The sequence below is a fragment of the Paraflavitalea sp. genome, from assembly GCF_059502485.1.
Genome location: NZ_JCACET010000011.1, coordinates 1195763 through 1214902, shown reverse-complemented (window position 1 = coordinate 1214902; position 19140 = coordinate 1195763). Strand labels below are relative to the sequence as shown.

15 protein-coding genes are annotated in these 19140 nt (G+C 46.4%); 7 read left to right on the top strand and 8 right to left on the bottom strand.

The genetic code is table 11. The features are described 5' to 3' along the window. Positions 1 to 9: 9 nt before the first annotated feature. Positions 10 to 2994: a SusC/RagA family TonB-linked outer membrane protein gene (locus tag AC5JBY_RS32590; protein ID WP_495908899.1), complete on the bottom strand. Its 2985-nt coding sequence runs from the start codon at positions 2992 to 2994 to the stop codon at positions 10 to 12. Positions 2995 to 3213: 219 nt separating this feature from the next. After that, entirely contained in the window at positions 3214 to 3783 is a 570-nt protein-coding gene (locus tag AC5JBY_RS32585) for a helix-turn-helix domain-containing protein (protein WP_495908898.1), read from the bottom strand. A gap of 268 nt (positions 3784 to 4051) precedes the next feature. On the opposite strand from AC5JBY_RS32585, the gene AC5JBY_RS32580 reads away from it, so the two are divergent. Then, on the top strand, positions 4052 to 5557 hold the full coding sequence (locus tag AC5JBY_RS32580; protein WP_495908897.1) for a Gfo/Idh/MocA family oxidoreductase: 1506 nt from the start codon (positions 4052 to 4054) through the stop codon (positions 5555 to 5557). A 380-nt stretch (positions 5558 to 5937) separates the two neighbouring features. After that, entirely contained in the window at positions 5938 to 6915 is a 978-nt protein-coding gene (locus AC5JBY_RS32575) for a 3-keto-disaccharide hydrolase (protein WP_495908896.1), read from the top strand. A gap of 257 nt (positions 6916 to 7172) precedes the next feature. Here AC5JBY_RS32575 and AC5JBY_RS32570 read toward each other — a convergent pair whose 3' ends face one another. After that, the gene (locus AC5JBY_RS32570; RefSeq protein WP_495908895.1) at positions 7173 to 7406 is read right to left on the bottom strand and encodes a hypothetical protein; all 234 of its coding nucleotides are present in this window, start codon (positions 7404 to 7406) and stop codon (positions 7173 to 7175) included. A gap of 113 nt (positions 7407 to 7519) precedes the next feature. Next, the gene (locus tag AC5JBY_RS32565) at positions 7520 to 7924 is read right to left on the bottom strand and encodes a hypothetical protein (RefSeq protein WP_495908894.1); all 405 of its coding nucleotides are present in this window, start codon (positions 7922 to 7924) and stop codon (positions 7520 to 7522) included. Positions 7925 to 8198: 274 nt separating this feature from the next. Here AC5JBY_RS32565 and AC5JBY_RS32560 point away from each other — a divergent pair, with 274 nt between their 5' ends. Further along, positions 8199 to 10193 carry a sensor histidine kinase gene (locus AC5JBY_RS32560; protein WP_495908893.1) on the top strand — a complete coding sequence of 665 codons (1995 nt, stop codon included), beginning with the start codon at positions 8199 to 8201 and terminating at the stop codon, positions 10191 to 10193. Continuing rightward, entirely contained in the window at positions 10180 to 10821 is a 642-nt protein-coding gene (locus tag AC5JBY_RS32555) for a response regulator (RefSeq protein ID WP_495908892.1), read from the top strand. Before AC5JBY_RS32560 ends, AC5JBY_RS32555 begins: the two co-directional genes overlap by 14 nt. 21 nt (positions 10822 to 10842) lie before the next feature. Here AC5JBY_RS32555 and AC5JBY_RS32550 read toward each other — a convergent pair whose 3' ends face one another. Both AC5JBY_RS32550 and AC5JBY_RS32545 read right to left on the bottom strand, forming a co-directional pair. Then, on the bottom strand, positions 10843 to 11514 hold the full coding sequence (locus AC5JBY_RS32550) for a LytR/AlgR family response regulator transcription factor (RefSeq protein ID WP_495908891.1): 672 nt from the start codon (positions 11512 to 11514) through the stop codon (positions 10843 to 10845). Further along, complete coding sequence (locus AC5JBY_RS32545; RefSeq protein ID WP_495908890.1) at positions 11492 to 12604, bottom strand: sensor histidine kinase; 1113 nt, start codon at positions 12602 to 12604, stop codon at positions 11492 to 11494. The genes AC5JBY_RS32550 and AC5JBY_RS32545 overlap by 23 nt, the downstream gene beginning before the upstream one ends. Before the next feature lie 196 nt (positions 12605 to 12800). Between AC5JBY_RS32545 and AC5JBY_RS32540 the strand changes: the two genes are divergently transcribed. From AC5JBY_RS32540 to AC5JBY_RS32530, 3 genes are all read left to right on the top strand, one after another. After that, positions 12801 to 13994 carry a TlpA family protein disulfide reductase gene (locus AC5JBY_RS32540; protein WP_495908889.1) on the top strand — a complete coding sequence of 398 codons (1194 nt, stop codon included), beginning with the start codon at positions 12801 to 12803 and terminating at the stop codon, positions 13992 to 13994. A gap of 75 nt (positions 13995 to 14069) precedes the next feature. Then, positions 14070 to 14501 carry a PRC-barrel domain-containing protein gene (locus tag AC5JBY_RS32535; protein WP_495908888.1) on the top strand — a complete coding sequence of 144 codons (432 nt, stop codon included), beginning with the start codon at positions 14070 to 14072 and terminating at the stop codon, positions 14499 to 14501. A 345-nt stretch (positions 14502 to 14846) separates the two neighbouring features. Continuing rightward, entirely contained in the window at positions 14847 to 15635 is a 789-nt protein-coding gene (locus tag AC5JBY_RS32530; RefSeq protein WP_495908887.1) for a hypothetical protein, read from the top strand. A 96-nt stretch (positions 15636 to 15731) separates the two neighbouring features. Here AC5JBY_RS32530 and AC5JBY_RS32525 read toward each other — a convergent pair whose 3' ends face one another. Further along, positions 15732 to 16121, bottom strand: coding sequence for an SWIB/MDM2 domain-containing protein (locus AC5JBY_RS32525; protein ID WP_495908886.1), 390 nt, complete (start codon positions 16119 to 16121; stop codon positions 15732 to 15734). Between the two features lie 224 nt (positions 16122 to 16345). After that, positions 16346 to 19108, bottom strand: a complete 2763-nt coding sequence (gene ligD, locus AC5JBY_RS32520) for a DNA ligase D (protein ID WP_495908885.1) — start codon at positions 19106 to 19108, stop codon at positions 16346 to 16348. Between the last annotated feature and the right edge of the window lie 32 nt (positions 19109 to 19140).

The window sequence follows — 19140 nt, the reverse complement described above, 5'->3', positions numbered from 1 at the left end:
TGTTTTTGATTAGAGCGAAAGGTTGATACCAAAAGTGAATGAGCTGGTCGTAGGATACTTGTTGGCTTCGTCGTTGCCCGGTGTAAGACCCCCACGGTTTACCTCGGGGTCGATACCCTTGTAGCCGGTGATCGTCAACAGGTTCAGGCCAGTAGCATAAAGACGGGCTGAACGTACGATCTTCTTGTTCTTGATGGGCAGCGTATAACCGAGCGTAATATTGTCCAGCTTCACATAATCCCCCTTCTCTACATAATAACTTACATAAGCCAGGTCATTCGTGAGTCTTGTTTTACCATACACGTTATCGAAAGCCGATTTCAGCATATTGTACTGCACCACCTTGGTGTTTTCATAGAACATACGAGTGAAGTTGAGGATCTGGTAGCCAAAAGCACCGCGGACCAATACGTTCAGGTCCCAGTTCTTATAACTAACGGAGTTGTTCCAGCCGGCATAAAACTTAGGCAGGCCATTGCCGAGGATCTTCTTGTCGTTCTGTGTAGCTTGTTGTATTGGTTTGGGTTTACCGTCCGCGCCCTCGATGATCCATTTTCCCTGCGCATCGATGTCTACAGATTTGTAACCATAAAAGTCACCGATTGGACCACCGATTTTTACACGGTGTGTAGTTTGCTGGATGGGAGCGCCGGTAGCACCTGCATCGAAATAATCATTGGTAGTTTTGAACTGTTCGTTGGAAAGCGACACAAGCGTGTTTGTATTCGTAGAGAAGTTGGCGCTGGTTGTCCACTGCGCTTGCTTACCCTGAACAACATTATAATTCAACAACACTTCCACACCAGTATTGCGGATACTGCCCACATTGGCAGTGATAGAGTTGAAGAGGAAAGGAGGCACAGGCACCTGGTAATCCCACAACATATCTTTGGTGAGACGACGGTAGGCATCGATGGTACCACTCAACCGGTTGTTGAAGAGGCCGAAGTCCAATCCCACGTTAAACTCTTCCTTTCTTTCCCAGCGTAAGTCGGGGTTAGGGTTGCGCACAGGAGCCAGCGATTGTATCCAAACACCATTGATAAGCACACGGTTGCCATAGTTCAGACTCGTTTGAGAAAGATAAGAGTCATCAGGAGCAATACCCGTTACACCATAGCCAGCCCGCAGCTTCAGGTCACTGATCACGTCCACATTCTCCAGGAAAGATTCGCGGTTCATGCGCCAGCCGAGCGAAATAGCAGGGAAGGTGCCCCATTTATGATTCTCGCCAAATTTGGAAGAAGCCTCCTGGCGCACACTGGCCATAGCCATGTACTTGTCGTTCCAGACATAGTTGATACGGCCAAAGAAACCAATAAGCGTATAAGAAGTGGCAAAGCTGGTCATCCTTGCTTCACCACGACCCAATGCATTACCGCTCTCCATGCGGTTGTAAGAATAAAAGTCATTGGGGAAATCCCAATTCTCCATAGAAGAGTTGCTGGACTTCACATTCTGGTAGCTACCGCCCGCAAGGATGGTAAGCCGGTGATCACCCAGGTTCTTGGTATAGTCGGTAGTAAATTCTACGAGATTGTCTTTGAAAGCAGAATTGGCAATCGCTGCAAAACCATTCAGGCCATTCTTGGTGGTCGACATATGCAGCTTGGTTTGCGCAAAACCACGTTGGGTAGTCCTCGATACGTTGGAGACCAATAACTTTAAATGCAGGTCACGGATGGGAGTGAAAGTTACGTTACCGTTTGTACGAACTTCCTTCTGCACATTCTCGCCATTCGTTTCCTGGATATAAGCTACCGGGTTGTCATATTCCTGAACAGCACGCTCCATCCAGTTGCCCTGATAGTTGCGTACACTATCAGTAGGATTGCGGATCAGCGCCTGACGGTAGATATAATTATTGAAGCTGGTACTGTTACCGCCGGCCCAATAAGTTTGGGTACGCGAAACGATGTTCATATTGAACTTCAGCTTGCCATCAAACATGGAATGGTTCACATCCACCCGACCGGTCAGCTGCTTGTTGTCCGATTTCAGGAAAATGCCCTGCCAGTTGCGGTAGTTGAGTGAAGCTGTGAAGTTGGTAGTACGTGTACCACCTTGCCAGGTCAGATTATGCGTATGGCTTACCGGCGTGCGGGTAATCTCGTCCAGCCAGTCGGTAGAAGTACCATAGTCGGTGAAAGCAATGCCTTCCCCAATATATTTACGGTAATCAGCTGCATCCAGGAAGTCCAGCTTCCGGGCAATAGTTTGCACACTGATATAGCCGTTATACTCCAATGTAGAGCGGGCATCACCATGCACCCGCCGTGTAGTAATGAGGATAACACCATTGGTACCACGGGTACCATAAATGGCAGCGGCAGAACCATCCTTCAAAACGTCGATTGCTTCGATGTCTTCAGGCGCCACAGAGTTGAGCGAACCAGGAATACCATCGATCAATACGAGCGGTTGAGTAGAAGCCTTCATGGTAGTAATACCGCGCAGTTGGATCTGTGTATTGGCAGTAGGGTCGCCGGAAGAAGTAGAAACAGAAAGACCAGCTACCTTACCTTGAATAAGTTGTGCCGCATCACGTACAGCACCCTTCACAAAGCTTTCAGATTTCACGCTGGCTACGGCGCTGGTCACATCACCCTTCTTTTGAGTACCATAACCTACAACCACTACTTCATTCATATTGGTAGCAGCCCTGCTGAGTTCGATGGTAAGGGTGCTTTGACCCTTTACGGCGATCTCCTGTGCTATATAGTTAGTAAATGAAACTTCAAGAGTCGCATTATCATTATCAACCTGCAAGGTGAACTTGCCATCCTTGTCGGTGTTGGTGCCCCTGGTAGAGCCTTTTACCTGTACGGAAGCGCCAGATAATGGCTCCCGGGAAACAGCGTCCAGTACAGTTCCATTGATAGTAAGGACGCGTCGAAAATGGCGATCGTTGAGCGGTGTGGGTTTGGCATGCGTTCGCATAACAACAAAGAACAGGCATGCCGCAAATGCAAACAGCAGTTTCGTCTGTTTCATATTCGCAAGCTTTTAAAAGGTTAAGTGTCTTATATGTCAGTTTTGATCTTTCAGGATACGGAAGGGCAATAAGGAATACCCACGGCCTTTCCGGTAAAGCCATGGTATACCCATGCCGGTATACGGTGCAGAAAAAATTAGATGATAAGGATTAGTCAGGGCAAAAGAAGCCCTATACCGGTAATGCCGGTTTTTTTGAAAAAACAATAAAAGCCCGTGCTAAATAAAAATATCCAGGTACACTACTTCCTCAGATACGGGTAATATCCCATGCTTTTGTAAAGAATTAAAATAAAGCGTATCGCCTTCCTTCAGCAGGTATTCCACTTCACCAACCTGCATCTTCATCTGACCGCTGATAATATATATAAACTCTTCCCCTTCGTGCGACAGTTCATGCGGCTTCACTTCGCCACGCCGTGCCACAAAAAGGAACGGCTGCATTTTCTTCTCATGATACTCCGACGCAAAAGGGTAGATCGAATATCCCTTTTCCGTAATGGTCAGGCTCTCTGTTGCTTTCTTCCCGGAAGTATGAATTGCGTTCACCAATCCATCCTGCTCCAGGATACTGGAAATGTTGGTGCCCAGCGCAGTGGCAATCTTAACCAGGGCCGCCACCGAAGGCACTGTTTTATTATTCTCGATCTTGGAGATCATGCCCCTTGAAAGATCACAGGCATCGGCAATCTCCTGTAAAGTCCGTTTCTGATTCACCCTCAACGCTTTAATACGCCCCCCAATGTCCAGACTATTCATCTTTTCTTCCAACAACAGTTCAGCCTCCATGCAACTTGATTTATTATTTGTGCCCCGTGTTTACAATTAGGAAACAAGGTTGAATACGAATATACCTATGTTTCCTGAACCAGCAAGCCTTTTTCCAAAGTGGTTAAAATTCGTCAACCCCGGGCTAACGCTTGTGCGATCTTAAAGTTTCACGTAGTCAGGCCGCTCAAGGCGGCCAGACTGAGCAGTAAAACTGATTCACCCGCTACAGTGCTGGATTTTCAGTAATTTATATCATCATTCAAAACGTTGCTTAAACCATCCATCAATGAGAAAAAAGAGAACCATCACCCGCCGGCAGTTTATTGACACCACTGCCAAAGCATCACTCGCCTTTACCATTATTCCCCGCCATGTATTGGGAGGACCCGGATACATAGCCCCCAGCGATAAGCTCAACATCGCTTACATTGGATGCGGCACGCAGGGATTGCGCGAAATGTGCGACCTGATTGCCCGTCCCGAATTACAGATCGTTTCAGTCTGCGATCCCAATAAAATGAGCACTAACTACATCGACTGGTCGCCCAACGGCATCCGCGATGGTATCCGCAAAGTGTTGAACGAGCCCACCTGGGGAGAAAACTTCCAGGGCATTCCCGGAGGCCGTGATATAGGTAAAGATCTGGTAGAGAAATATTACAGCAAACAAAACAACAGCACTTACAAAGGCTGCACAGCCTACGCTGATTTCCGGGAGCTGTTGGAAAAAGAAAAAGATATAGATGCAGTAAAGATCATGACGCCCGATCATTTGCATGCCCACGTGTCTATTGCGGCTATGAAGAAAGGAAAACATGTAGTGATCCACAAGCCACTGGGCAATCGGTTATATGAAGCTAAACTGGTGATAGGTACTGCCCGGCAAACAGGCGTCAGCACACACTTGCTCGCCTGGAGTAAAAGGCCGGGAACAGAATTGGTGAAACAATGGATTGCTGAAGGACATATCGGACAACTAAAGTCGATACACAACTGGTCAAACCGCCCCGTATGGCCGCAGTGGACAACCAATCCCACAGACACACCACCGGTGCCGGAAGGCTTCGATTGGTCGCTGTGGCTGGGTCCGGTTCCCGACAGGCCCTACCATCCCAATTACACCCACAATGTATTCCGCGGCTGGTATGACTTTGGCGCCGGCAGCATTGCCGATATGGGACATTACAGCCTGTGGCCTTTGTTCCTTACACTGGGCATCAACACGGCGCCTTTATCTGCCGAAGCATATGGCACCACCACCAGCACAATAGATGGCCATGTATGTCGCGGTGTGCAGAACGATGTGGCATTCCCTTATTCCTGCACAGTAAGATTTAAGTTTCCCAAACAGGAAAGCCTGCCGCCCTTTGAACTTTTCTGGTACGATGGCGGCATGCGGCCTACCACGCCGGATGAATTAGGCAATGCAACATTGGAAAAAGAAGGGATGATGTTTGTAGGCGACAAAGGCATTATTATGGCGGGCTTCCGTTGTGAAAATCCGAGACTGCTGCCCGATAGCAAAATGCAAAGCGTGATGAAAGGACATACGCCAAAGAAAGAAGAACCCGATTACAACGATCAATATTGGATAGACGCCTTCAAAAACAAAACCCAATCACCCGGCAGCTTCCTCAACGCAAGCGCAGTAACCGACACTATATTATTAGGAGGAGTGGCCCTCCGCGCAAAAAAGAAGATCGAATACGATGCAGCCAAAATGAGGATCACCAACGACGAAGCCGCCAATAAATACCTCTATCGCGAATACCGGAAGGGCTGGGAACTATAAATAAGCAGCCTCGCAGTATTATTCCTGGGCCTCTGGCCCAATTGGTGTGCCGTTCAGTTTATCCCGGAAATATCCGGTTTACTCCTGTTTGTCCTACTTGGCAGGGTTTCGCCTAATCCACAGTTGGGACCATTCACTTTTAGCATTACATTTGATTTACTTCACTATTGATGACAATTGGACAGCAGGAGTGACAGAAAGAGAAATTTCACAAGCCGAAGCGAACGACCTGATGTAGGGCTGGAGTATAGCAGAGGTATGTCAACGGTATGTCAGAAGTATGGATAGTGTATTCAAATAGTGGAGTAAGCAAAAAAGTGCAGTTTTCACCAAAAACAGCAGGGCACATCGTGAATATTAATTACTAATAATGAAAAACTATGCGTAAGAACCTATTGCTTGTTGGATTGAGTTGTTGCATTATGGCAGCGCCATTGGCCGGCTTGGCATTGCCAGCCACAAAATTGAACGTTGCAGGTAAAGAAAGAATAGTAGAACCCAAAGACCTCATCGGGCGATGGGACATCACCATCGACAGAGAAGGAAAGCCAGCACCTTCCTGGCTCGAAGTAAAACTCTCCGGCAGCCGCACGTTGGTAGGGTATTTTGTGGGCATCAGCGGTAGCGCACGCCCGGTGGCAAAAGTGAATTTCGATAACGGTAAGTTCAGCTTCTCCATCCCGCCACAATGGGAGCGGGGCAACCAGGATTTGGTGCTCGAGGGAGAAGTGACAGCTGCAGGTATACAAGGCACCATCGTTAATCCCGAAGGTAGAAAGTACAACTTTACCGGTATAAAAGCCCCTTGGTTAAAAAGAACAGCAGCGCCAGCATGGGGCAAGCCTATCGAGCTATTCAATGGCAAAGACCTCACAGGATGGAAAGCCCTTGGAGAAAATCAATGGGAAGTAAAGAACGGTATACTCACCAGCGCGCGTTCAGGCGCCAACCTGGTCACAGAACAAAAGTTCACCGACTTCAAACTGCATGTAGAGTTCAAATACCAGAAAGGCAGCAACAGCGGCGTATACCTGCGTGGCCGCTATGAAGTACAGATAGAAGACAATCCGAAAGAAGAGCATCCCTCTGCACACCTGTTCAGTGGTGTGTATGGATTCCTTACACCCAGCGAAATAGCCGCGTTAGGACCAGACCAGTGGCAGAGCTATGATATCACATTAATTGGGCGCATGGTGACAGTGGTAGTAAACGGCAAAACAGTGATCAACAACCAGGAAATACCCGGCATCACCGGCGGAGCATTAGACAGCAACGAAGGAGAACCCGGACCTATCTATATTCAGGGCGACCACGGTCCCATAGAATACAGAAAGATCGTTATCACACCTGCGAAATAGATCAAGGTCTATGTAACGCTGTCATTTCGAACGGTATTCCCTCTTCTGTCATTTCGAACGGAGCCATTAACGACTACAAGATAGCATGTTGTTATGGCGCAGTGAGAAATCTGCTATCGAAGCAAAGGAGTATTGAAGTGAAGGATGCGAAGTAAAAGCGCATCGAAGTAAAGGAATATCGAAGCAAACGGAATTGCCCGGCCCTTTAGGGCCGGGTTTAATTTTTCACTTATACCGTGGGCTTTAGCCCAATATCTTTAAGTCCCCATCTTAGGAACATTATCTTCATCAGCTTTCTTATCCGCACCCTTATTAAGTTCCAATCCTTCCTCATCGATTTCCCGCGCTTCAATGCCATCAGGCACAGCAGCCCCCGGCTTTACAGGAGTTTCCTCCGCTGCATCAGACATATTATTACTGGTTTGTGTAACAAACTCGTCCAGCGGCTTATTCTTTAGATCTTTGGGTTGAAGATTTTGACCATATTTCATAATTGCATTTTCTATTACCCATACCAAACCCATGCCACCAGAAGCATTATAATTCAATGAAAAATGCCCTGTGCAGTCAGGGCATTAGTTGTTATGGCTATACGCAAATACAGTTAAAAAGTGTAAGAGAAAATGCCATGCACGAACGACGTGCCGGTAAAAGTTTGTGATTTCTCTACCTTATTATCGATCAGTATCTCTAACTTCAAATTACCGCCAACAGAAGTCGTACCTGTCAGGCCAATCCCCTCGTACTTATTCACAGTCCTTTTGAATTTTTTGGAAAAAGGAAGCGCTGCATTCTCTACTGTTGATAATCCACCCGATTCATTCGTGTAAGTAACATTTGCGTTATTTAACCCCGATGTGGTGGAAGAAGCTTTGTATTCAATGGTCACCTCCTTTGGAAAGCCATTCCCGGAAGGAGCATCATCATCTTTTTTGCAGGAGAACAAAAGAGTGGCCGACAGCAACAAGGCCATAAGTCTTACAGGGCGCATGGTGGTTGGAAGATTCATCTTTATAATTGTTTTGTTTTAAAATGGACTATACGCTACTGTTTAGGGAGTCAAAGATTGTCAGCTTTTCCAGCTATAAGCCTTGTCAACCTATCAACTTGTAAACTTATCAACTGATCAATCAACCTTCGGTTGCGGGGTATGTTTATAATGCAAAAGTATCAGGCAGGATTAGGATGGACAATACTTTTAAACAAGGGAATTTTTCTACTGGTTTTCCGGTATTTCCAGGTAGGGCGCACAAGTATTCGACAATGTTGATTATTTTGCCCGCATGATAAGGTATGCCCTCCTCCTTTGTTTGCTCATGGCTTCCACAGTGTGGTGTCGCGCGCAGGTTCCCTTAGACGGGAACAGGTACTTCGACAGCCTCCAGACAGTATTGAAAGAAGCTACAGCTGACAGTGTAAAAACGAAAGCCTGTTTTTTAATAACGTATCACTGGGTGTTCAGAGACCCGGCCAAAGCGAGGGAGTACCTGGAACAGGGACGTAAATATGCAAAGCACAATGCTTTTCAAACATCAGTGTCCTATTTCTACGAGGGCATCATCTTCTACGCTACGGGCGAGCTCGACAAAAGCGAAGCCGCTTTCCTGAAAGCCGATAGCCTGCTTACCCCCTTCACCGATAGAAAAGTGGCCTATACCTTCAGAGCACAATCATGGCACAATTACGGCGTGTTGCAACAAGTCAAAGGAAACGAAGCAGTGTTCGCCGATATTTTGATCAACAAAGCAATACCACTGGCAGAAAAGGCAGGCGATAGCGCAGAACTGGCCAGAAATTATCATGACCTGGCCCTCACCTTTAAGAATACGGCACAATATGAAAAAGCCGCTACCTGGTGCCTTAAAGCCATTGAAGTGTTTAAACACCTTCCCAACAATAGCAGCCTGGCAACAGCCTATGTCACAGCAGCCGAAAATTATGTGCTATGGGAAAAGTTTCCACCGGCCAAAGCCATGCTCGATAGTGCCCGTATTATGTTAATCCCTTATCCTGATGCTCCGGTGCTGGTGGACTATTATGCGGCAGAGAGCACTTACTACAATGCGATCCTCCAATTTCAAAATGGTCTTGCCAGCACCGTTAAAGGGATTGCAGAAGCCAAAAAGCAGAATAATCAATATGGAGAACAGCGTTTACTGTTGCAAAAGTTTTATGCCTTGCACGGCCTCAAAGACTATAAAAATGCAAAACCTGTATTGTACTATCTCATAGAACAACCACAAATGATGTCGCAGCTCATCAACAGGCTGCAGCTCTATAAAGGTTTAGCCGAAACAGAAGCCGGCCTGGGCAACATGAAAGCTGCCTATACCTGGAGCACACAATACAGCAAATTAAGCGACAGCGTACACGAAAGCCAGCTGAAGAATGATATTCAGGATCTGGAGATAAAGTACAACAACGCCGAGAACCAAAAGAAAATAACAACCCTGCAGGCCCAAAATGACAGAGCAGCCCTGTCGGCCAAAAACACCCGGCAGCTCAATTGGTTCCTGGGCGCAGCCAGCCTGCTGCTGTTGATAGTGGCGATACTGGCCTTATTATATTACAGGAACAATAAAAAACTGTCTGAGCAGAAAGACCTAAACCATCAGCAGCAACTGAAAGAAATAGAGCAGCAACAACAGATACAGTTCAGCCATGCCATGTTGCAGGGCGAGGAGCAGGAGCGCCGGCGTGTAGCCGGAGATCTCCATGATGGCCTGGGCGGCATGCTGGCAGGAGTGAAGCTGAACCTCACAGGGTTGACGGTAGCAACAACAACGGCACAGGACGCTGATCTGCACAAAGTGATTGGCCAGCTCGATCAGTCGATTGGTGAACTGCGACGCATAGCACGCAACATGATGCCCGAAGCACTGTTGAAATTTGGTCTGGAAACGGCCCTTAAAGACCTCTGCGAATCGTTGATGACAGATCAGGTTCGCATCAGCTTCCAGTCATTCGGTATCGAGAAAACGATACCCCAGCAAAAGCAGGTCACTATATACAGGATCGTACAGGAACTGCTGACCAATGCCATCCGTCATGGACAGGCATCGGACATCTTGCTGCAATGCAGCCAGAACGGTGATACATTCCTGATAACGCTGGAAGATAATGGTAAAGGATTCGATACCACACAAGTGGTCAATGCTAAAGGAATAGGACTCGGTAACGTAAAAAGCAGGGTAGATTACCTCAAAGGAAAAATGGATATAACTTCCGTCCTCAAAGAAGGCACCACCATAAATCTTGAATTGAATGTTGCAGGATAAAGGAATTATAACACTGGCAATAGTAGACGATCACCCGATCGTGATAGAAGGATTGTTAAAACTGCTGGACAACAAAGAACACCTCAAGGTAGCAGGCTACTTTACAACCGGCGCAGGCATTATAGAATTTATGAAAACCCATACGCTCGATATTGTACTGCTGGACATCTCCCTGCCAGATATGAATGGCATGGACCTCTGCAAAGAAATAAAAATACTATCGCCGGGTACCCGGGTGCTCATACTGAGCAACCACAGCGAGCGCAGCATCATTATGCAGGCGCTCCAAAACGGTGCCAGTGGCTACCTGCTGAAGAATGCCTCCTCAGCAGAATTGACCGCCAGCATCCAGGAGGCCCTGAGCGGTCAGATAACTTTCAGCAAAGAAGTAAAAGAGATCATCGCCCGGCCCTCAGCCAACGAATTGAAAGGCATTCCCCAATTGACGAAGAGAGAAAAAGAGATACTCCATATGATCTCTGAAGGAGTTACGACAGCAGGTATAGCAGAACAACTTTCACTGAGCCCCCTCACGATTGAAACGCACCGCAGGAACCTCTTGCAAAAGTTCGAGGTCAAAAATGTGGCAGCATTGATCAAAATAGCCGTACAACAGGGATTGATTTAAGAGCGATGCCCTGCAGCAGCGTCAGCGCTTGAGGTTTTCCTTGTACATATCCCCAACAGGAAGCGTGTTCGTACCGGCCACAACAGCATCCTTGCTGATCTTATTCACATGCTGTAGGTTCACTACATATGAACGGTGTATCCTTTTAAACTGCTCCTCAGGCAGTAGTTCCAATAACGACTTCATAGTAAGGTGAGTGAGGAATGTACCGCTGGTAGTGGTTATCCTGATATAATCTTTCAGCGATTGCGCAAACACAATGTCGGTATGGAACACCTTAACAAGACTGCCATCCACCTTGATGTATAAATAATGCTTGACAGCCTCTTGCGTAGGAGCAGGCTGCAATTGCAGGTACCGGTCGATACTTTTGCGGAAGCGTTCGTAAGTGATGGGTTTGAGCAGATAATCGGTGGCCTGCAGCTCATAACTTTGAACAGCATATTCAGCGTAAGCCGTAGTAAAAATAAAAGCAGGAGCGTGCTTCAGCGATTGTATCAGTTGGATGCCGCTGATATGAGGCATCTTGATATCGAGGAACAGTAAGTCCACTGGTTCCCGGCGCAATAAAGCAATAGCCTCCGCAGCATGGAAACATTTACCCGTCAGCTCCAGCATGGGCGTCCGGGCTATATAGTTTTCCAGCACCTGTTGTGCCAGCGGCTCATCATCAACGATCAGGCATCTTACCATAACCATGCAAATTTACCGTTAATACAACTTCATATACACTGCCATTATTAGAATGCCTGAGCGAATGCTCCCCGGGGTACAACAACGCAAGCCTTTTGCGGGTATTCTCCAATCCAAGACCGGTGCTGCTATGTCCCGTCGTCTTGGGAATGCTGTTTTTTACAGATAACGTAAGTTCCCTTTCCTGCATTAACACGACGATCTCTATGAACCCATGATCAGTTTCCTCCGCAACACCATGCTTAAAAGCATTCTCTACAAAAGGAAGCAACAATAAAGGAGCGATCATAGCATCGTCCGTAACTCCCTGCGTGTCAAAAAGGATAGTTATTTTGTCATTATACCGCACTGAGTGCGCCGCAATATAATCTTGCAGGAACGCTATCTCCCGGCTCAGCGGCTGTTGCGGTTTCGTCCCCTCACACAATACATAGCGCATCATATCCGATAAGCGCGATACAAGAGGAGCCGTATGAGGAGACTGCTGCAGCGCCAGCGAATAAATATTGTTCAGCGTATTGAAAAAGAAATGAGGTTGAAGTTGCGCCTTAAGATATTCCAGGTCTGCCTCAGTTTGCAGTTGCTTCAGCTGCTGCATCTCCTTACCCTGCTTGTCATAATGAATAAAGTAAGCCAGCGCTGTGATCTTGATCAATTCCAGCATCATATAATGCACGGTAAAATGAAGGCGATAATTCCATTGCATCCATTTGGCGGCCTCTTTTCGCATATCCTCCGGAAGAAATGTTAATTGAGTGATGGTCCAGTACGTTCCATACACTCTATACAACTCATACAACACCAGGAAGGTGAGGAAGGAGAGGAGAAAGTAAGTGTATTTTTTTTTAACCAGTAAACGTTGAATAGCGAATTTGTAAAACAGGTAATAAGGCACTACATCGAAAAAGCCCCATACGAGCCTGCGGATGACACTTTCACGCCAATAACCAGGCTCATCACTGCGAGGTTCTATATTGATCATATATTCCAGGTCAGAGCCCATCGGCACCAGGAAAAAAATGAAAATGAAGAACACGCACTCGATCACCCTATACTTGTCCCATTTGAATGCAGCACGCAGTCTGGTCATAGCGATTAAAGATAGCCCAATTTAAAAGCAAAATAAGGCCGCAGGCAGCCGGCGCAAGCCTTTTCGACGAGAACCCCTTTTATTTCGACTAACACTTTCCAACCAAAGGGTTGATCGTTTTTTGGACATCCCTTGTCGAAGCGGTTACATAAATCATAATACAGGCTATAGGTTTGTCCCAATAACCATTTAAAATATGAAATATAGCCCCCTTTTCTGTCTGCTCCTGCTCTGCATTGACATGCAGGCGCAATCCGGTAAAGACGAAAACAAAGCAGTAGAAGTATTGCAGAGAACCCTCAACAAGCTCAACAACATGGAGTCGGTTAGTTACCGCTATACCCGGGAAATGCGTTATTATGAAGACAACTACCACAACATGGACAGCGCTGCCGTCTATATCTGGTATGAGCCCCGTAATATCGGCGGCCTGCGTTTTCAGGCAACTCGTCCTGCTGCCCGTTTTATCTACGATGGTGCCCGCACATTACGCCTGGATGATAATAGCATGACGATCGATACAGCTACCGTTAAAGCTGTCTCGGCCCTTGAAAGCAATACCTTTCTTTATCATTCCCTGGCCACGCTGCGCAATATCCTGCCCCTGATCATTCAGACAGATAACATTCAAAAAACGATCAGCGACACCATCCTGCAAGGGCGGCGTTTCCTGTCCGTCAGGATAGAAGCGCCAGGCCGCTACTTCGGTGGGCTCAATGGTATACAACAATTGCCTGCAGACGCCAACTTCAAAAGACCCTATTACCTGCTGATTGACCCTAAAACAGAGTTGCCTTATCAATACGTTGCCAAAATAGTGCGTGGTACCGACGACCGCGATTTTATTACTGTCACCTATAAGTCGATCGATGCCAACCCTGCCAGCCCCAAAGATGATTCCTGGTTATATGCAACCTATGCAGCCCGCTACAGCCCATTCAAGGCCAAAGAGCGAAAACCCATTGTAAAAGCAGGTGCCCTGGTAAACAACTTCACCCTGCCACGTTATACAGCTGAAGCGATCGACAGCACATCACTACAGCAATTCGCAGGCAAAGTGATCTTGCTCGACTTTTGGTTCAAATCCTGCGGTCCCTGCATGCAGGCCATGCCACACTACAATACCCTGCAGCAAAAGTTTGGTAAAGATGGCTTTCAGCTGATCACCATCAACATCGAAGATGGAGTAGACGATATGAAGTTCTTCTACAACAAATACCAGCCAAACTATTACATGTTATTCAAGGGACAAACCCTTTTTGATCAGTTGGGACTCTCTGGTTGCCCCTCTTCTATATTATTGGATAAAAACAGTAAGGTGACCCATGTATTTCATGGCTTCAACCAATCCCTTATAGAAAGCAAAATTGCTGAAGTAATGGTACAATAAGGGGAGTGCAATACACGCTGCCTGGCACGGCATTTATACCATCTATGATTTTAAGACTTAAAAAGGAGGATTATCATGGAAACGTATAATAAGAATTACGAAGCCGACAACCAAACGGGAGTAAACCATGAAGGCCCGGATGCTAATAATCCCGTTAGGCGATTGACAGCTCGTTCTATCACAGGCGACAGAGTTGAAAATCCCAATGGAGATGACTTGGGTAAAATAGAAGACCTGATGATCAATCTACATACAGGCGAAGTGGAATATGCGGTCTTACAAAGTGGCTCCTTCTTGGGGTTAGGCGGAAAACTGTTTGCCATCCCTTTCAAGGAATTAAGGTTGAACCACGCCAAAGAAGTATTCGTATTGAACCGGGATAAAGATTACCTGAAAGAATCACCCGGATTCGATAAGGACCATTGGCCCGATACCAATGATCATGATTACTTCGATCGCGTAACCAGCTATTACGACCGTACACCCATGCCAATGCTACCACTGTAGCGGGTTTGGTGATCTTAATGTACAAACATCTATATTAAGCAGGTGATGTCTTTTCGAAAGGCATCACCTGTTTAGCGTTTATACCATTAAATGTAAATGAGGAAAATCAAAAACCGTATTTGTACGTCAGTTGATATTGAAATAACTACTAATTTTATTACGATATTACCGCACCCGCTTAATCAGTCCCGTTAATCTGCACTATCACATTCCGGCATCCCGCCCAATATCTTCCATACCACAATATCCCTATTATGTATTTCATAAACCTGTAAGGTGATGGCTTGCTATTGCCCGAACCTTACAGATATCAACCTTTATTTAAAACACAAACTTTATCAAGTTATGAAAACAGCATCACGCCTGACGATTCTTGCCGTAGTAGCATTCTCTCTCTTGCCCGGTTGCCAGAAACTATTCGATTACATCAAAGACAATCCCGGCGAAGCTAAAAAGTATTGCAAAGTAATGAAGCTGAAATGGCGCAATCAAAGTGGCTACTCCGAAACCAAAGTCGTCTACAATACAGCAGGAAATCCCGTTTCCCTGCTGATTGACGGTAACAATGGAGCAGGATTATTGTGGGATTACCGCTATCGGTACGACAAAAAGAACAGGCTTTCCGATCACATCATGAACCTGCATGGCGGACCAGGAGTTATGCAATGGAACCGTTATTCCTATCCCGATCAGCAGCGCATTGTAGATACAGCCTTTTACTATTCCGGCCTCATAACCGATGTCATCCCTCCCAATGCTGCCACCGCCATTCAATACAATGTATACGTGCATTACCTGGACAACAAGGGCAGGATATACAAGACTAACCAGTTGTTCTCTGATGGAGAAGTTTACACGACCAATTATACCTACGATGCAGCAGGTAACCGCGTCACAGAGTGGGCAACATACGATGATAAAGTAAATCCCTATCGCACCAATCCTGTATGGTCATTTATACATTGGGATTATAGTGTGAACAACCCATTGTATTTCGGCAATCCATTGTATCCAAACAATGAGATCACGGCCTATAATGATTGGGGGCTACCGGTAAAGATGATATCTAAAGATGCGCTGATATTTGGTAACAGGTACGATACGTTGGAAATAGAATACCAGTGCAGTAAATAATAATATTGCTTATCGGAAGAGGAAGTAGGAGAGGAGAAAAACTTTGCCGGGTTATCAGGTAGCCCGGCAAAGGGTTAGTAAGACCTGAAGGACAAACTATTTTACATGCTTGTTAACAACCTTTGCCAGTTCAAACATAGTGATCTGGTCTTTGCCAAAGATTGGTTTCAGCTTGGAATCTGCATTGATGTTTCTTCTGTTCTTCTTGTCTTGCAGGCCATTCTTCTTGATGTAATCCCAGATCTTTTTAACGATCTCTGTTCTTGGGATTGGTTTGCTACCGATCACTTCAGCGAGTGTAGCGCTGGGCGTGAGAGGTGCCATGAAGGCTGCATTAGGCTTCCTGGCTGATTTTTTCTTAGCTGCTTTGGGAGCCGCTTTTTTTACTGCTTTCTTTGGAGCTGATTTTTTAGGAGCTGCTTTCTTAGCGGCCTTTTTTGGTGCTGCTTTTTTAGCTGCTTTTTTGGGCGCTTTTTTTGTTGCCATTTTGTTCTGGTTTTTACGATTGATGATGATGTCTAATGCCGGAAGGAAGGGATCTTATTCCTGCATTAGACAGGACGTTAATCTTTCCTCCCAAAAATAATGAAGTAATATAGTAAGATTAGAGCATATCAGTCAAGAATGCCCTCTGAGAGTTATACACGTTCTGTGAATAAACTTCATTGGGAAAATGCCATTTCTCCAAGGGAAAGTCGCTTTTTGCCTCATTACCTCGATGTCTTTATACCCTCCAATTGCTTAAGAGCTCTCCCTATATTAACTCCTCTGCCCAATACTGGTTTGAAGATATCACCCATTTGAGTGATACGTGCTAAGGCATTCTTTATGGTGAAGTCGGTAAGCTTTAAACCCCTCTTAACTTCGGTCCAATCGAGTGGCATAGATACCGTGGCGCCAGGTTTCGGGCGTAGTGAGTAAGCCGCTGCCAGCGTGGCTTTCGGGCGATTTTGAAGATAGTCGATATACAGCTTTCCCTTCCTGTTTTTGGTAAGCCTTTCTATGCTGGTGAACGATGGTAATAGCTCGTGTACACGGGTAGCAATGAGCTTGCCAAATAGCTGGCATTCGTCATAAGTATACTTAGCCCCCAGGGGAATATATACGTGAATACCAGTGGAACCTGAAGTCTTTGGATACCCGGAAACGCCCAGCTCATCCAGCACCTGCTTTACGGTCTGTGCTGTTTTGATCACCTGCTCGAAAGTATTCCCCTTGTCAGGGTCAAGATCGAGGCAGCACCAGTCGGGATGGTCCGGTTTGTGAATAGTACTGTTCCAGGGGTTCATCTCGATAGCACCCAGGTTGGCCATCCACAATAGGCCAGCTTCATTGGTGGGCACCATGAAGTTTTTGTCTTCTCCCTCACCGGTCGTATAAGGAAATTGCTTGATCCAGTCAGGCGCTTTACCTGTTATATCCTTTTGATAAAAGCTTTTGCCATTAATGCCATTAGGATACCTGTTCAGCGATTGAGGCCGGTCTACAAGGTAGGGAAGGATGTACGGTGCCACCTGATAGTAATAGTTCAGCATGTCGCGTTTGGTGTATTTCTCCTTTGGCCAGAACACTTTATTGAGATTGGAGAAAGAAAGTTCATGCCCATTGATAGACCTTACCTGTGTTGCTTCAGAGGGGTTTAACAGCGTCTTCCTTTCCTGTTTACCGCCCTTCCTGAGCAACTTGGCAGCAGGATTTTTCTTCGCCCTTTTGGTTACTGCCTTTACTTCTACAGCGGTCTCAGCCACTACAGAACTTGCCTTTTTGTCTTCCCGCATCCCTTCAAAACTGGGATGACGCATCACACCATCGTCGGTCATTTCAGCATAACTCACTTCGCACACCAGCTTTGGTTTTAGCCAGGTTACCTTCGCATGAGGAGGATTAGGCCGGAAGCGCGAAGGCTTATTTACATCCGGCAGTTCGGTAAAAGGACATTTGGTAGTAATAAGAGGCTTGAAAAGCCGCATCATCTCCCGTTGCATCTTATCATTGAAACCGGTACCGATCTTGCCAGTGTAATTCAGCCGTTTACCATCATACACACCTACGAGCAAAGAGCTGAATAACTTGGGTGAGTCGTCATTTTGCGTAAAGCCGCCAATGACTACCTCATGCCTTTTATTGGCTTTCAATTTTAGCCAGTCGCGGGTACGCTCACCGGGCACATAGATACTATCAGCCTTCTTGGCCATAATACCCTCCATGCCCATCTCTGCAGCCACCGACAGGAATTCAGTGGCAGAACTTTCAAACGCTTCGCTATAGCGAATAATACCAGAGGTAGGTACCAGCGGACGTAAGAGGGCCCGCCGCTCCACCAGCGGTAATGCAGTAAGATCGTGACCATCCAGCCACAGAATATCGAATACATAATACACAAGCTCGCCATCAGCCTCACTGCGCCAGTTCTGCAAAGAACCAAAATGCGCGATCCCTTTATCATTCACCACACAGATCTCTCCATCGATAACTGCATTGATGTTCCAGTCAAGCATGGCTTGGTATACAGGATAGAACTTCTCATTGAACGGCTTATTATTCCGTGACAACAACTCCACTTTCCCATTATGAGAAAGAGCAATAGAACGGTAGCCGTCCCACTTTATCTCATACAACCAGCCCGGCTGGTCGAAAGGCTCACTCACCAGCGTGCCCAGCATAGGACTGATATGTTTGGGGAAGGGGGCTTTAGGCGCTTTCTCCAGAGCGGCTAACGATTTTTTTTTTGATGCCGCAGTCTTACGGGGAGTTGCTTTCTTAAGGGATGTGGCAGCTTTACGGGCGGTCTTTTTAGCAGCTTTTTTAGTGGCTGCTTTCTTGGAAGAAGCCTTCTTTTTTGCTTTTGTAGGAGATGAAGCCTTGGAAGTACCATTAGGTTCACCATATATATGATGACTTGTCTTGGTCACCTCTTCCAGCGTTTTATCAGATACCACAGAACGGACCTTGCGGGTTACATCAGTAGATTTTGCATATTTATCCCGGTGCTTGATCAGCAGCCAGGCATTGTTTTCAGCATTCTTCAGCTTCACGAGGGCAAACTCTCCCTGTAGCTTTTGCCCATGGAGACTGAATTTGAGAGAGCCGGACTTCAGTTGTTTCAGCAGCACTTTCTCATCCTGCTTCTTATCACCACTCGGTTCCAAAGGTTCATAAGTGCCTTCATCCCACACGATCACAGTGCCGGCGCCATAATTTCCTTCAGGAATAATCCCTTCAAAAGTGCGGTAATCATAAGGATGGTCCTCCACCATCATGGCCAGCCTCTTATCTTCCGGGTTCAGCGATGGTCCTTTGGGCACAGCCCAGCTCTTAAGCACACCCTCCATTTCCAATCTGAAATCATAATGCAAACGGGTGGCATCATGCTTCTGGATCACAAAACGCAAAGCCTTGCCCGTAGCCTTTCCGCCAGTAGGTTCCGGCGTTTTATTGAACGAGCGCTTCTTCCGGTAAGTAGCTAAAGCCATAAAGGAAAGATTTATAAATAACAGCTTAAATC

Coding starts and splice junctions, on each gene's coding strand:
- AC5JBY_RS32590 (WP_495908899.1), bottom strand. CDS start 2,994: ATGAAACAGACGAAACTGCTGTTTGCATTTGCGGCATGCCTGTTCTTT.
- AC5JBY_RS32585 (WP_495908898.1), bottom strand. CDS start 3,783: ATGGAGGCTGAACTGTTGTTGGAAGAAAAGATGAATAGTCTGGACATT.
- AC5JBY_RS32580 (WP_495908897.1), top strand. CDS start 4,052: ATGAGAAAAAAGAGAACCATCACCCGCCGGCAGTTTATTGACACCACT.
- AC5JBY_RS32575 (WP_495908896.1), top strand. CDS start 5,938: ATGCGTAAGAACCTATTGCTTGTTGGATTGAGTTGTTGCATTATGGCA.
- AC5JBY_RS32570 (WP_495908895.1), bottom strand. CDS start 7,406: ATGAAATATGGTCAAAATCTTCAACCCAAAGATCTAAAGAATAAGCCG.
- AC5JBY_RS32565 (WP_495908894.1), bottom strand. CDS start 7,924: ATGAATCTTCCAACCACCATGCGCCCTGTAAGACTTATGGCCTTGTTG.
- AC5JBY_RS32560 (WP_495908893.1), top strand. CDS start 8,199: ATGATAAGGTATGCCCTCCTCCTTTGTTTGCTCATGGCTTCCACAGTG.
- AC5JBY_RS32555 (WP_495908892.1), top strand. CDS start 10,180: ATGTTGCAGGATAAAGGAATTATAACACTGGCAATAGTAGACGATCAC.
- AC5JBY_RS32550 (WP_495908891.1), bottom strand. CDS start 11,514: ATGGTAAGATGCCTGATCGTTGATGATGAGCCGCTGGCACAACAGGTG.
- AC5JBY_RS32545 (WP_495908890.1), bottom strand. CDS start 12,604: ATGACCAGACTGCGTGCTGCATTCAAATGGGACAAGTATAGGGTGATC.
- AC5JBY_RS32540 (WP_495908889.1), top strand. CDS start 12,801: ATGAAATATAGCCCCCTTTTCTGTCTGCTCCTGCTCTGCATTGACATG.
- AC5JBY_RS32535 (WP_495908888.1), top strand. CDS start 14,070: ATGGAAACGTATAATAAGAATTACGAAGCCGACAACCAAACGGGAGTA.
- AC5JBY_RS32530 (WP_495908887.1), top strand. CDS start 14,847: ATGAAAACAGCATCACGCCTGACGATTCTTGCCGTAGTAGCATTCTCT.
- AC5JBY_RS32525 (WP_495908886.1), bottom strand. CDS start 16,121: ATGGCAACAAAAAAAGCGCCCAAAAAAGCAGCTAAAAAAGCAGCACCA.
- ligD (WP_495908885.1), bottom strand. CDS start 19,108: ATGGCTTTAGCTACTTACCGGAAGAAGCGCTCGTTCAATAAAACGCCG.